This is a genomic window from Oceanobacillus sp. GQ8, from assembly GCF_059758495.1.
In genome coordinates this window covers 112,547-126,216 of the sequence record NZ_JCAXEV010000002.1, presented here as the reverse complement: position 1 = coordinate 126,216, position 13,670 = coordinate 112,547, and the positions used below count along the sequence as shown (strand labels likewise).

Annotated in this window: 14 protein-coding genes; 2 read left to right on the top strand and 12 right to left on the bottom strand. The window is 39.8% G+C overall.

What is annotated here, in order from left to right; genetic code table 11:
* Positions 1 to 68: 68 nt before the first annotated feature.
* The 5 genes from AC6CHS_RS05610 to AC6CHS_RS05590 form a co-directional block, all read right to left on the bottom strand.
* Positions 69 to 1,355, bottom strand: coding sequence for an adenylosuccinate synthase (locus AC6CHS_RS05610; protein WP_498234728.1), 1,287 nt, complete (start codon positions 1,353 to 1,355; stop codon positions 69 to 71).
* Positions 1,356 to 1,987: 632 nt separating this feature from the next.
* Positions 1,988 to 3,355: a replicative DNA helicase gene (gene dnaB / locus AC6CHS_RS05605; RefSeq protein ID WP_036578076.1), complete on the bottom strand. Its 1,368-nt coding sequence runs from the start codon at positions 3,353 to 3,355 to the stop codon at positions 1,988 to 1,990.
* Between the two features lie 185 nt (positions 3,356 to 3,540).
* Complete coding sequence (gene rplI / locus AC6CHS_RS05600; protein ID WP_498234726.1) at positions 3,541 to 3,987, bottom strand: 50S ribosomal protein L9; 447 nt, start codon at positions 3,985 to 3,987, stop codon at positions 3,541 to 3,543.
* Positions 3,984 to 5,954: a DHH family phosphoesterase gene (locus tag AC6CHS_RS05595; RefSeq protein WP_498234724.1), complete on the bottom strand. Its 1,971-nt coding sequence runs from the start codon at positions 5,952 to 5,954 to the stop codon at positions 3,984 to 3,986. Before AC6CHS_RS05595 ends, rplI begins: the two co-directional genes overlap by 4 nt.
* A 39-nt stretch (positions 5,955 to 5,993) precedes the next feature.
* Positions 5,994 to 6,938, bottom strand: coding sequence for a YybS family protein (locus tag AC6CHS_RS05590; RefSeq protein ID WP_498234723.1), 945 nt, complete (start codon positions 6,936 to 6,938; stop codon positions 5,994 to 5,996).
* A 354-nt stretch (positions 6,939 to 7,292) separates the two neighbouring features.
* On the opposite strand from AC6CHS_RS05590, the gene AC6CHS_RS05585 reads away from it, so the two are divergent.
* Positions 7,293 to 7,775, top strand: a complete 483-nt coding sequence (locus AC6CHS_RS05585; RefSeq protein WP_498234721.1) for a DUF1189 family protein — start codon at positions 7,293 to 7,295, stop codon at positions 7,773 to 7,775.
* 41 nt (positions 7,776 to 7,816) lie between these two features.
* Positions 7,817 to 8,587 (top strand): molybdate ABC transporter substrate-binding protein, encoded by a 771-nt coding sequence (gene modA, locus AC6CHS_RS05580; RefSeq protein WP_498234720.1) that lies wholly within the window; start codon positions 7,817 to 7,819, stop codon positions 8,585 to 8,587.
* A 274-nt stretch (positions 8,588 to 8,861) separates the two neighbouring features.
* Here the strand turns inward: modA and rpsR are convergent, their stop codons facing one another.
* The 7 genes from rpsR to AC6CHS_RS05545 form a co-directional block, all read right to left on the bottom strand.
* Entirely contained in the window at positions 8,862 to 9,092 is a 231-nt protein-coding gene (rpsR, locus tag AC6CHS_RS05575) for a 30S ribosomal protein S18 (RefSeq protein WP_036578084.1), read from the bottom strand.
* Between the two features lie 20 nt (positions 9,093 to 9,112).
* A complete protein-coding gene (ssb, locus tag AC6CHS_RS05570) occupies positions 9,113 to 9,601 on the bottom strand; it encodes a single-stranded DNA-binding protein (RefSeq protein ID WP_036578086.1) in 489 nt (162 codons plus the stop codon).
* 15 nt (positions 9,602 to 9,616) lie between these two features.
* On the bottom strand, positions 9,617 to 9,907 hold the full coding sequence (gene rpsF / locus AC6CHS_RS05565; protein WP_036578087.1) for a 30S ribosomal protein S6: 291 nt from the start codon (positions 9,905 to 9,907) through the stop codon (positions 9,617 to 9,619).
* 171 nt (positions 9,908 to 10,078) lie between these two features.
* Positions 10,079 to 11,179: a redox-regulated ATPase YchF gene (ychF, locus tag AC6CHS_RS05560; protein WP_498234717.1), complete on the bottom strand. Its 1,101-nt coding sequence runs from the start codon at positions 11,177 to 11,179 to the stop codon at positions 10,079 to 10,081.
* Between the two features lie 249 nt (positions 11,180 to 11,428).
* Entirely contained in the window at positions 11,429 to 11,626 is a 198-nt protein-coding gene (locus AC6CHS_RS05555; protein ID WP_498234716.1) for a DUF951 domain-containing protein, read from the bottom strand.
* Positions 11,627 to 11,674: 48 nt separating this feature from the next.
* Positions 11,675 to 12,574: a mechanosensitive ion channel family protein gene (locus tag AC6CHS_RS05550; RefSeq protein ID WP_498234714.1), complete on the bottom strand. Its 900-nt coding sequence runs from the start codon at positions 12,572 to 12,574 to the stop codon at positions 11,675 to 11,677.
* Between the two features lie 35 nt (positions 12,575 to 12,609).
* Positions 12,610 to 13,620 carry a YkvI family membrane protein gene (locus AC6CHS_RS05545; RefSeq protein ID WP_498234713.1) on the bottom strand — a complete coding sequence of 337 codons (1,011 nt, stop codon included), beginning with the start codon at positions 13,618 to 13,620 and terminating at the stop codon, positions 12,610 to 12,612.
* Positions 13,621 to 13,670 lie beyond the last annotated feature (50 nt).

The following is a 13,670-nucleotide window of genomic DNA, read 5'->3' as shown; positions in this document are numbered from 1 at the left end:
AAAGACAGCCATAAAGGAAGGACCTATTAAGGTACTTCTTCCTTCATGGCTGACTCTCGATTCCTTACTTAGCTATATACACTACGTACAACATTTGTCTGACTGCGGTCAGGCCCAACAGAGAACACAGAAAGCGGAATTTCTGTTAGTTGGGAGATACGCTCTAGATAATGACGTGCATTTTCTGGTAGTTCATGTAAGCTTTTAACACCCGTAATATCTTCAGTCCAGCCTGGCATTTCTTCATAGACTGGTTCACATTCGGCAAGTGCCACAAGACTTGCAGGGAATTCGTTAATAACTTCCCCTTTATAACGATACGCTACACAAATCTTCAATGTTTCAATTCCTGTCAGAACATCAAGTGAGTTTAGAGATAAATCTGTGATACCACTGACACGACGCGCATGGCGAACAACGACACTATCAAACCAGCCAACACGACGTGGTCTGCCTGTTGTTGTACCATATTCACGACCAACTTCTCTGATTTGGTTACCAACTTCGTCATGTAGCTCTGTAGGGAATGGGCCATCACCAACACGCGTTGTATAGGCTTTGGATACACCGACAACATGGTTAATTTTAGTTGGACCAACACCAGAACCAATTGTTACTCCACCAGCAATCGGATTGGAGGAGGTTACAAATGGATAGGTTCCTTGGTCAATATCCAGCATGACACCTTGTGCACCTTCAAATAATACTCTGCGACCTTCATCAAGTGCATCGTTAAGCACTACAGATGTATCACAAACGTACTTAGCCATTTGCTGTCCATACTCGTAATATTCTTCAAGAATTTCTTCCACTTGGATTGGATCTACTTCATATACTTTTTCAAATAAACGGTTCTTCTCTTTAAGGTTTTGTTCTAGCTTCTCACGGAATGCATCCTTGTCCATCAAGTCGGCAATTCGAATTCCCATACGTGCCGCTTTATCCATGTAAGCAGGACCAATCCCTTTCTTCGTTGTCCCGATTTTGTTTATTCCTTTTTCTTCTTCTTGTAAAATATCTAGTTTTAAATGATATGGTAGAATAACGTGTGCGCGGTTACTGATACGCAGGTTATCTGTTGATACATTGCGCTCATGTAAATATGCAACCTCTTCTACGAATGCTTTTGGATCAATTACCATTCCATTACCAAGCACGCAAATTTTATCATCGAAAAAAATTCCGGATGGAATCAAATGTAATTTATACGTAACGTCATCAAACTTTATTGTATGTCCAGCGTTGTTACCACCTTGATATCTGGCAACTACCTCTGCATTTTGCGATAGAAAGTCAGTAACTTTTCCTTTCCCTTCATCGCCCCATTGTGTTCCAACTACTACTACTGAGGACATAGTGCACCTCCACAAATATTTATATTATATGTTTTCTTTAATCACCATTGTAAGTTTACCAATTTTATTCATGTCAGTCAATGCGAAATACGAACAATGTTATATAAATAAATTTTATTGTTCGTAATAGGATGGCTTCATTTATACTTAAAATATACAAATTTCCTTTTTGCTCGAAGAAAATCGCTAATCCATTGCTACGGAAATACTTCGCTTTCCGTGGGCACGGCCTTAGAATCCTCAGAAGCAAAGAACGCTTCTTCCGGGTTCTTCGGACTCGTGCTGTTCACACTGGACAGGGAAAGCTACGTCAGCGAGGTATCACACGCAGAAAATGCGAATGCATTTTCCAGGAGTCTTCGTATTTACCTACGCTTACTAACGTCTTCTCATGTTGAATAAGAGAAGGTCATGCTAAGGAATAAGAGCCCTAAGTAAGAGGCTTAAATTTACTGCTATAAAAGTCTTTTCAGGCACATCAATAGAAATACTACCTAGATTCTTACTCATTTGATATATTGTCCTAATTTATTAGAAAAACTCGTATTCTCTTGTCTTTTTCTTATATTTGGGACGTTATATCCTTAACGAATAAAAAACAGTCTCTCCTACAGGAAAGACTGCTCAAATTACTACACTGGGACTGGTGGAACATCGCTTTCTGAGTAGCGATGATCTAAGTCCACAAATTTATTGTATTCTTTAACGAAAGCCAGTTCTACGTTACCAACTGGACCGTTACGTTGTTTGGAAATTATGATTTCGATAATGTTTTGTTTCTCTGATTCTGTATCATAGTAATCATCACGATATAGGAAGCCAACAATATCGGCATCCTGCTCAATACTACCTGATTCACGAAGGTCGGACATCATTGGGCGTTTATCTTGTCTTTGTTCCACACCACGAGAAAGCTGAGATAGCGCAATAAGCGGTACGTTCAGTTCACGGGCAAGTCCTTTTAATGAACGAGATATTTCTGATACTTCCTGCTGACGGTTTTCTTTAGAATTAACACTACCTTGGATCAACTGCAGGTAATCGATTAGAATCATCCCAAGTCCATGCTCTTGTTTTAATCGACGGCACTTGGAGCGGATATCAGCAACCCGAATACCAGGTGTGTCATCAATATAAATACCGGCATTAGAGAGACTCCCCATTGCCATCGTTAGCTTACTCCAGTCATCTGCTTGCAACTGTCCATTCCGCATGCGCTGGGCATCAATATTCCCCTCAGCACAGAGCATACGCTGTACAAGCTGATCTGCTCCCATCTCCAGACTGAATATCGCTACATTTTCATCTGTATTAACGGCCACGTTTTGCGCTACGTTTAAGGCAAAGGCCGTTTTACCAACAGATGGACGGGCAGCTACGATAATCAAATCATTTCGTTGGAAGCCTGAGGTGATACGATCCAAATCACGAAAGCCTGTCGGTATCCCAGTAACATCCGCGCTTTGGTGATGAAGTTGCTCAATATTATCATAGACATCGATTAATACATCTTTTATTGCTTTAAAAGCACCAGAGTTTTTACGTCCGGAAACCTCTAAAATTGTTTTCTCAGCCTCGTTTAATACATCTTCTACTTCATCTTCCCGTTCAAAACCAGCTGTAACAATGTCTGTAGCGGATCGAATCAGACGGCGTAACAACGCTTTTTCATCAACTATTTTACAATAGTATGCTATATTCGCAGAGGTTGGGACACTTTCAGCCACCTCGGAAAGGTACGTTACACCTCCAGCTTCCTCAAGCTGCTTTGCATTATGCAAATACGTGGTAACCGTAACGACATCAATCGGCTCACCTCTGTCAGCAAGCTTCATCATCGCACCAAAGATGCGTTGATGTGCTGCCCGGTAAAAATCCTCTGCTACGAGCAGTTCTGATGCTGTCGAAAACGCCTCTGGGTCTAGAAATATAGCACCGATTATGGATTGCTCTGCCTCTATATTATGTGGTGGTCTACGATCGCTCCATGTGTCGCTCATGTACCCCGCCCCCTTTCTTTTGTGATTTCATGATAGAAGGCTCACCTTTTAAAAGTGAGCCCTCCTTCAAAATTTTAACTACGTCGGCATTACTCCCTAGCTAAAATTTTATACTTTCTAACGTGCAAAGATAGCATGTTCCATCAGCGTGCCTTTGTTCATAAAAACATGGTACGGAGGAATGCTTATTTTTCTGCTACATGTACTTTGATCGAGCCAGATACCTCTTGGTGGAGTTTAACTGGTACTGTTGTATATCCAAGTGCACGGATTGGCTCATCTAGCTCAATTTTACGCTTATCTATTTTATAGCCATGCTCTTTTTGCAAGGCTTCTGCAATTTGCTTGCTTGTAATAGAACCAAAAAGTCGACCACTATCACCAGATTTTGCTTTTAGTTCTACAGTTAGGTCTGCTAGTGTGTCTCTTAAGTCCATTGCTTCTTCTTTTTCCTGCTGCTCAAGTTGTTCACTCTTTTTCTTTTGTGCCTCTAAAGCTTTCATATTAGCATTGGTTGCTTCCTCTGCCAAGTTATTTTTTAAAAGGTAATTACGTGCATAACCATCGGAAACATTTTTCACATCACCTTTTTTGCCTTTTCCTTTAACGTCTTGTAATAATATTACTTTCATTCAGCTTCTCTCCCCTCATAGTACTCTTCTAAAATATCTTTGAGCAGGTTCTCTGCATCATCGATTGAAGTATCTTCTATTTGAGTTGCGGCATTGGTTAAATGGCCGCCACCATTCATTTTTTCCATGATTACCTGAACATTTACTTCACCCAATGAACGGGCGCTTATTCCTATTCTACCATCTTTTCGCTCGGAAATGACAAATGATGCGTTAATTCCACTCATTGTCAATAATGTGTCAGCTGCCTGGGCAATTAATACCGGCCCATAGGCAATACCTTCATCCGCCTTTGATATGGCAATTTGGTCGCGGTACACCTCTGCCCGCTCAATTAGCTTGCTTCTTTCAATATATAGATCGAGATCTTCCTTTAAAAATTGTTGAACAAGTACGGTATCTGCACCTTTAGCTCTTAAGTAAGAAGCTGCATCAAAGGTTCTCGACCCTGTACGTAATGTAAAACTTTTTGTATCGACAATAATCCCTGCAAGTAGTGCAGTGGCTTCAAGCATCTTCAGCTTCAGTTTTTTCGGCTGGTATTCTAAAAGCTCTGTCACCAGTTCAGCAGTGGAAGACGCATATGGTTCCATATAAACAAGGGTAGGGTTATCGATGAACTCTTCTCCTCTACGATGGTGGTCAATAACAACCTTGTATTCTGTTTGGTGTAGCAGGTGCTCACTCGCTACCATGGACGGTTTATGCGTATCAACAACCACGACTAGGCTTCTGTTACCTGTAATAGACTCTGCTTCACCTGGTTCAATAAAGTGCTGCCACACACTTTCTTCTTCTTTAATGGCATCCACTAATCGATAGACACCAGTGTCCACGTCATCGGGATCAAATACAATATAACCTTCTACATCATTGGATTTCGCGATATTCAAGATTCCAATCGCAGCACCAAGTGAATCCATGTCCGGGGATTTATGCCCCATAATGATAACATTGTCGCTTGCACGTACCAATTCTTTTAATGCATGAGAGATGACGCGCGCTCTAACTCTTGTTCTTTTTTCCACCGGGTTTGTTTTCCCGCCATAAAATCTTACTTTTCCTGAATCATCCTTAATTGCTACCTGATCGCCTCCGCGACCAAGCGCTAAATCGAGACTCGACTGTGCAAGCTCGCCCAGAGTTGGTAAATCAACATCTCCCTGACCAACCCCGATACTTAGTGTGACAGGGTTATTCTGCTCTCCACTTAACTCACGAACTTCATCAAGAATATCAAATTTCACTTTCTCAAGCTTTTGTAAAATATCTTTTGTACCAACTGCCAGGAACCTTTCCTGGGAAGTACGCTTTAAGTAAAGCCCATAGGAGGTAGACCATTTATTTAGAACTTCCGTTACCCTGGAATTGAGTTGACTCTTACTAGTGTCATCCATGTTCTGGGTAATCTCTTCATAGTTATCTAAGAAAATAAAGGCTAATACTGTCTGGTCATCATGATACAGCTGTTGTAACTCAGCCTGCTTTGTCCGATCAAAAAGATAAAGTAATCGCTCTTGCTTTTTCACCGTTGTCTGAAATTCATAGCCTTCTAAGTGAAACCATATGCTATCTTTATTCTCTTTTATCATTGGAATAAGATCTTCGGATAATTGCTGGAGTGAGCTCCCAACCAAACTATCGTCTGCAAACTGATTCATATAAGGATTTGCCCACTCAATAGTGTAATCCTCATTATATAAGATAATTCCAAACGGCATTTCAAGCAGAGCCTCTTCACCGACCCGCTTTATTCTATAAGATAATGTTGAAATATATTGTTCTGCTTCATCCTGCAGCGTTCTTTCCGTACGAATGCTGTAAAAAAAGGATGCCCCAAGTAACAATGTCATGATAAGACCAAGCACCCACTGGAAATACCATATTACAACGAGCAATACGATAGATAGTAAATAAATGATCCATAAGTGACTACTTAGCATGGGGTTCTTCTTTCCATCTGGCATTTTCATCAGCTCCTACTGCGTAAAACCATTTTTTGAGGACTATTCATCTTTTTTATCAAGACGGTCTCTCATCCCAAATCCCAAATCTATAATTCCGATGAATCGTACAAGAAACAGTAAGAGTGTTGGGAATAGAAGGGTGAGTACCACACTGAATATAGGAATTGCTTTTGACATTTTCTTATGGTGTGCATAAAAGAAAATAAATGAAAATCCCTGTAGGGTCATCAGTAGCCCTGTTAAAGCAAGTATGTTTTGTGCTCCAGTATAAAAGAAGCTTGTCGTGTCACTTACCAAAAATGATGCGATTAAAGCAAAGAAATATACCCAGATTAATGATGCCGGAAACCGAAGTGTTCGAAACGGCGGAAACCGCAATTCTTTTTTATCTAGTCTATTTAGCACCTTATAGCTAAGCCATTGACTGATAAATGCCATTACAATGGCGCCTCCAACAAGCATAACTGGCAATAGGTTTACAAGGATGTCGATTGTTTGACTAACCATTTCCTCTCCCTGATCTTGTTCTGATAAACCGAATTCTCCAAGTGTCTCAAAGGTCAAGTCCATTGACGTATTCATTTGCTGTTCCATTTCTTCTGTCCAATTTACTTGAAAGACAACCTGTGTAAAAACAAATACAAAGAGAAGTCCAAAAATAAATCCAAACGTCCCTCTGGCCCATGTTTCATGCGCAGAAAGCTTACGATATGTCGCGCCCCCGATCATTATTCCCCCACTACCCACTAAAACAGCAATTGGCAAGGAAAAGGTGGTAGCGATAAGCACCGAGATTATGGTTGCTGCAAGCCACATCAACAAAGCAGGCTTCCCACCGTGTCTTGATGCATAAATCACAAACGGTATTGGTAAGAGCACCACCGCTAGAATTGATATTACAGGAACAAATACACTGACAAGCAGAAGAACTGCATATACTACAGTCAGGATAGCTCCGTCTACTATTTTTTTAGATTGATTCATTTCGCACCTCATCTAACTTTCAACAAATATTATTCCACTTTAACATTTATCCCCCCACTTTATTGCTCGGCAAGATGTAAGCAGTAAAGTAGGGGGAAGCTTCATTCGCCTAATACAAAATCAAAGCGGACAAAAAGATTACCTTCTATAATGATAACATGTTTTTTATTGAAAGGCTTGTCGAAAACAGTAGAAAATATTATTTCCCGGGGAATATCCTGTTATAACTTGTAACGGTTTTTTTCTCCTACAGAATGGCTGCATGCCCGTTAATAAAAATGTCATGTTTTTTACATCATATGAGTTGGTTTTCCTTTATAATAGAACCTAGACTACTAAATAAGGATGAATAATATGAAATTCCGTCATGTATTTCTGCAAAGCCTTAAACTTCCAAGTAAAAAAGCTACCTTCTCGCTAAACCGTGTTAGCATGGATGTTGCAATTATTTATATGTTTATTCTACTTATACTTGTCTCCATTCCAGCTTTTATTGATCGCATTGTAGAAAATAGCGGCGTGTCTGCAGAACTTAACATAGCTTTCCTGATTATATATTTCTTTATCTTTTACTATTTGCCAATGGCTGTTTTTGTTTGTATCGGCATCTCCATCATCGCCTACGTTGGACTCGGCCTAGCAAAACTGATGGAACGCAAGCTACAGTTCCCACTACTTTGGAAAATGAGCGTATTTATTGCAACGATTCCGTTTATTATATATACGATCATTGCATTACTTTTTCCTGTAGATGATATGTTGTTAGGCGCCTTTTTTGTTTATATTTTAATTATGCTGTTCTTTATTATCTCTATCTATCCAAAGCGAAGAAAGTAAAAATAACCGAATCCATATAGTTAGGAGCAGGATTATTTCCTATGAAGTATCTAGTATTCGTATTAATTGGTTTAGTAAGCCTTACCGGTTGCTCAAATGAACCATTTGTAAAATCTACTGAGGAAACCCATTTACTATTAGCTACAACATCCAGTATGTCCGGCGTTTTGCCCGAGTTAGTGGAAGCATTTGAAGAGGAGAATCCGTATATTAACATTAACGTAGATTACGGTCCCTCCGGAGAGCTCGCCCAGCAAATACAGCAAGGAGCACCTGTTGATTTATTTATCTCTGGAAACCAAGAATGGATGGACATGCTTGCAGATCAATCCATGATTGTAGAAGATTCTAGAACGAACTTTGCAACAAATCAACTAGTGCTTGCCGGCACAGCTGGAGAAGATTCTGAAGTGTCATCATTTGAGGAATTAAAGCAGAGTTCGTTTGATAAAGTTATATTGGGGCAACCTGAGACTTCACCAGTTGGCACCTATGCAAAGCAAGCACTGCAAGCTACAGATGCCTGGGATGGCTTATCCCATTCTTTCTTCTATGCAAAAGATGTTTCCCAAGTGGTAACTTTTATTGAATCAGGAAAAGTGGACGCTGGGTTTGTTTATTATTCTGATATTATCGAATCAGATCGACTGGAAATGCTCTTTCCTGTTGATTCAGAACTCCATGATCCCATAGAGTTCCCTGTAGCAGTTACTACCTATAGCACCAACCATGCAGACTCAGAAAAATTTATTGATTTTCTACAAAGCGAAGCAGCAAAAGAAATTTTAGATGAGCAGGGGTTTAACAGATAAAGTGAAACTTCAATAAATGGGGGGCGTTCTTCCCCCACTTATTGTTAGTTGAACGAATCGGGGTGTTAGCGTCCGTTTACTCCCACTAAAAACTTATCGGTTTCACTTCATGTTTTGAAGTGGGAGTCTTACGGACGGTTGCTCCGGGATAAACAGATCGAAGGCAAGCCCCGTCGCTGTCGTTTTCTCCTTTGTTTATAAATAAGTTCACCAATTCCCCTACCAATTAAAAAACCTCCAGATCCTTATATGGATCTGGAGGTTTTTTTTACAATTACTCTGCTACGAATGGTAACAATGCCATTGTACGAGCACGTTTAATTGCTACAGTCAATTTACGTTGGTATTTTGCAGAAGTTCCAGTTACACGACGAGGAAGAATTTTTCCGCGTTCAGAAATGAAACGTCTTAGCAAATCTACATCTTTGTAATCGATGTGTGTAATTCCGTTTGCTGTGAAATAACACACTTTACGACGCTTTGCGCGTCCGCGACGAGCTGCCATTGATAACCCTCCTTTTTATATTAGAATGGTAAATCATCGTCTGATATATCAATAGGCTCCCCATTATTTCGGAATGGGTCGTCCTGATTTTGGTTCTGGTTTTGGTTCTGATTCTGATTAGGCTGATACTGATTTTGGTTTCTATCTTGTTGGAAACCTCCTGAGTTGTCCTGTCCTCTACCCTGGGCTCCTTTAGATTCAAGGAATTGGACGCTGTCTGCAACAATTTCTGTTACAAATACCGTTTTTCCATCCTGGCCTTCGAACGTACGTGTTTGAACACGACCATCCACACCAATCAGGCTTCCTTTTTTCATAAAGTTTGCAAGGTTTTCAGCAGGTCTTCTCCAGACCACACAGTTAATGAAATCAGCTTCACGGTTTCCCTGCTGATTAGAAAAAGGACGATTAACTGCAATAGTAAAATTAGCTACGGCCACTCCGTTGGGTGTATAACGTAAATCGGGATCCTTCGTTAACCTGCCAACTAGTACGACACGATTTAACATCAGAACCACTCCCTATTATTTATCTTCTTCTCGAATTGCAATATGACGAATAATGTCATCAGAGAATTTAGCAAGGCGATCAAATTCATTTACTGCATTTTCATCACCGCTGAAATTAATGATTACATAATATCCATCACGATAGTCTTTGATTTCATAAGCAAGACGTTTCTTGCCTTTTTCATCAACTTTTTCAATCTCCGCGCCATTATCGGTTAGAATGCCATTAAAGCGCTCAATTAGAGCTGTTTGAGCATCCTCTTCAATATCTGGGCGGATGATGTACATGATTTCGTATTTTCTCATCCGTTACACCTCCTTTTGGTCTTAGCGGCCCTCATTTTTTGTCAGACAAAACGCCTTTCTCACTAAGGGCAAGGAGTAATCGTAATAATAATTACTCACAATAGTGTATTATACCAAATCTTTATTGAAATAACAAGGTTTCGAGAGATCCTTTTTTCGCTATACTTTTAATTACACATTGAAACGGAAATGAATGACATCGCCGTCCTTAACGATGTATTCCTTACCTTCCAAACGCACTTTACCATTTTCTCTTGCTTGTCCCATCGTTCCTGCAGCTACCAAATCCTCGTAAGACACCGTTTCTGCACGAATAAAACCTCTTTCAAAGTCTGTATGAATGATACCTGCTGCCTGTGGTGCTTTCATGCCTTCACGGAATGTCCAAGCTCGAACTTCCTGCTCTCCAGCAGTAAAATACGTAGCTAGTCCTAATAGATGGTAGGATGCTTTAATAAGCTTATCCAGTCCAGACTCCGTAATGTTGAGATCTTCGAGAAACATTTCCTTCTCTTCCTGATCAAGCTCCGAAATTTCTTCTTCTATCTTTGCACAAATGACAATAACCTCTGCATTTTCTGCAGTTGCAAATTCTCTTACCTTTTGTACGTTTTCATTGCCATCAGGATCTGCAACCTCTTCTTCACTAACATTTGCCACATATAGTGTCGGCTTTGCTGTTAGTAAGTGAAGGCCTTTTACTATTTTCCATTGATCTTCCGAGAAGTCTAATGCTCGAGCAGGCTTTTCTTCTTCTAGTCCAGCCTTTAGCTTCACAAGTATTTCCTGCTCGGCCACCGCTTCTTTATCCTTTTGTCTTGCCAGTTTTTCTACACGTTGAGACCGCTTGTTGACGGTTTCTAAGTCAGCTAAAATCAGCTCCAAATTAATGATTTCGATATCATCAATTGGATCTATTTTCCCGGAAACATGTGTAATATTTTCGTCTTGGAAACAGCGGACGACCTGACAAATCGCATCCACCTGGCGGATATGGGATAAGAATTGGTTTCCTAGCCCCTCTCCTTTACTTGCACCTTTAACAATTCCTGCGATATCAGTGAATTCAAATGCAGTGGGTACTGTTTTCTTCGGTTTTACTAATTCTGTTAATTTATCTAAGCGCTCGTCGGGTACTTCCACAATACCTACATTGGGATCAATCGTTGCAAACGGATAATTCGCAGCTTCTGCTCCCGCTTGCGTTATTGCATTAAATAATGTTGATTTTCCGACATTCGGAAGACCGACGATTCCTGCTGTTAAAGCCATACAACCTTCACTCCTTAAGGATTTCCATTCACATGAACGTGGTAGTCCTCCTAATTATAGATAGTAGACAACCAATTGACAAGCTAGCAAAAAACAAAAATAGGCATTTTAAAATGCCTATTTTCGTATTTAACCTTATTTTTTTATCTAACACTATCTTTTTCTACTCTCATAATACCATTTTTCCAGGAGAATCGTCCATTTTACACGTATTAAAACTTTTCGATCCTCCCACAAGCATCACTTTAATTACTCTTCTGCTCTTCCCAACACCTTTTTCATTTTCTTTGAAAAATCTCTTCGTGGGATCATCACACTATGATCACATCCAAGGCACTTAATACGAATGTCCATTCCCATCCGAATTATTTTCCAGCGATTCTCTCCACACGGATGAGGCTTCTTCATTTGCACAACATCATGTAAGTTAAAATCTTTCTCCGCCATTCCCTTTTCTCCTTTATTTAAAGTTAATAGCTCTATTATATAGGGAAATTACTCGCCGCGCTCGCGATTTTTATCTAGCAATTTTTCTTTGTCATTTCCAGAGTACATTACAATACGTGGCGCAGGGATTTCAATTCCTGCATTGTACAATTGGTTTTGAATTTCTTTTCGAATATTTCGTTCACCAGCCCATTGGAAACCAGGAAGTGTATCAGCAATGATGCGGATCGTAAAGTGTGATACATCTAAATTTTGTACGCCAATGATTTCTGGAACACCAACAATAAAGTCGTACTTATCTGGAAGTGTAGCGACAATGTTGTTGATTGCATTTTCAGCATCATTTACATTGCTTTCATAAGGGATATTGACATCTACAATAGATAGACCGTTATGAATAGAGTAGTTTATAACCTGTGTCACATTGCCATTTGGTAACACGTGCAACTCGCCAGTCCAGCTCAGCACCTTTGTAGTACGTAGTCCAATTTCTTCTACCGTTCCTTCAATTCCGGCTACTCCAACATAGTCCCCTACTGAGAATTGATCCTCAAAAATAATAAAGAACCCGGAAATGATATCACGCACAAGGTTTTGAGCACCAAATCCGATTGCCAGTCCAGCAACACCAGCTCCTGCTAGCAACGGGCCAACCTCAAATTTTAAGACATTATCCAGGATCATTAATACGGCAACAAAATAGACAACATAAGCAACCACATTTTTAATTAGTTTTTTTAATGTATTTTCTCTTCTTTCGGTTATACGAATTGGCCCATTTTCTCTGCTTTTAAATAAGCGATCGACTAGCTTTCTGGTAACCCGAACAATGATAAGTGCTAAAATAATGATTACAAGAATTTTAAAAACACCTTCTCCAATTGCCAGCCATAACCCTGGTCCTGTCAGATAATCCCAAGATTCTTGTAACCTCTCTCCAATATTCACTACTTCTCCTCCTAATCATGTTGCTATGTTTTTTTCTATGTTTGTTTATACCATAAAGGAAATAGTAGCAGTCTAGTTAACACATATAAATTCAATACCCCATAGATCGGGTACAAATAACTAACCAGTGTACTAAATCCTAATGCCGTTAATGGAATCATTGTAACCAAGGTAACTACGACAATCAACCATAATGGTTTGTTTACATAACTTTGAATTCTAGTCACAATGCCAAGAATACCAGAGGCTGCAGTTGTAAAGATAGCAAACCATAATAAGATACTTATGAAAATAATCATTTGCACGGGGTAATGCTGTAGAATGGCAAATAACGGAATCTCGTAAAGTAGTAACTCGTCTGCAATTTGGATAAGACTATTGTTGTAGATATAAGAAATGCATCCAAGTAGAAAACCGCTCCCAATACAAGCGACCCATATTTCTTTAGTTGATTTCACTTTATTCCCAACTGCTCCGAGTACGGCGATTAACGGTAAGATGTTTAATGCCGTGAATGGAAAGGCCGCTGTCCAATTACGTTGTTCTCGCCAGTGTGAAAACAGTTGGAGTTCTTGATCAATTGTAAATAATAGTAATACGTACACCAAACCACCTAACAGAGGTGGAAGAATGAACTGATTGATGGAAAGTAGCCCATTTATATCCTTCATAAACAGCGCGATCAACGCCATTAGCATAATACCTATACCCCACCAATAAGGAAAATTAAACGCTTGTCCTGTAGCACCGCTCCCAGCAATCATAACGACCGTTGTGGTAAATAGATATAGAAATATCATGACATCGTAAATCCCGGTCATCCTCTTGCCAACGATAATACGTAACACTGGCAAATAATGCACCGATTGCTTTTTAAAACTCAGGCTCATAATCACCCCACATGAAAGGGAAAAAAACATAGCAAACAGTAGAATAGCAAGTCCACTTTCATGACCAAAAAATTGCCATAGTTCTCTCCCTGAGGCATATCCCGCCCCGATTGTCGTCCCAATAATTAAAAACATCCACTTTATCCCTGCTCGCATGTTTTGTCCCCCATATATCCATATTGTATGTATAGATTTCTGAAATTTTC

Coding starts and splice junctions, on each gene's coding strand:
- AC6CHS_RS05610 (WP_498234728.1), bottom strand. CDS start 1,355: ATGTCCTCAGTAGTAGTAGTTGGAACACAATGGGGCGATGAAGGGAAA.
- dnaB (WP_036578076.1), bottom strand. CDS start 3,355: ATGAGCGACACATGGAGCGATCGTAGACCACCACATAATATAGAGGCA.
- rplI (WP_498234726.1), bottom strand. CDS start 3,987: ATGAAAGTAATATTATTACAAGACGTTAAAGGAAAAGGCAAAAAAGGT.
- AC6CHS_RS05595 (WP_498234724.1), bottom strand. CDS start 5,954: ATGCCAGATGGAAAGAAGAACCCCATGCTAAGTAGTCACTTATGGATC.
- AC6CHS_RS05590 (WP_498234723.1), bottom strand. CDS start 6,938: ATGAATCAATCTAAAAAAATAGTAGACGGAGCTATCCTGACTGTAGTA.
- AC6CHS_RS05585 (WP_498234721.1), top strand. CDS start 7,293: ATGAAATTCCGTCATGTATTTCTGCAAAGCCTTAAACTTCCAAGTAAA.
- modA (WP_498234720.1), top strand. CDS start 7,817: ATGAAGTATCTAGTATTCGTATTAATTGGTTTAGTAAGCCTTACCGGT.
- rpsR (WP_036578084.1), bottom strand. CDS start 9,092: ATGGCAGCTCGTCGCGGACGCGCAAAGCGTCGTAAAGTGTGTTATTTC.
- ssb (WP_036578086.1), bottom strand. CDS start 9,601: ATGTTAAATCGTGTCGTACTAGTTGGCAGGTTAACGAAGGATCCCGAT.
- rpsF (WP_036578087.1), bottom strand. CDS start 9,907: ATGAGAAAATACGAAATCATGTACATCATCCGCCCAGATATTGAAGAG.
- ychF (WP_498234717.1), bottom strand. CDS start 11,179: ATGGCTTTAACAGCAGGAATCGTCGGTCTTCCGAATGTCGGAAAATCA.
- AC6CHS_RS05555 (WP_498234716.1), bottom strand. CDS start 11,626: ATGGCGGAGAAAGATTTTAACTTACATGATGTTGTGCAAATGAAGAAG.
- AC6CHS_RS05545 (WP_498234713.1), bottom strand. CDS start 13,620: ATGCGAGCAGGGATAAAGTGGATGTTTTTAATTATTGGGACGACAATC.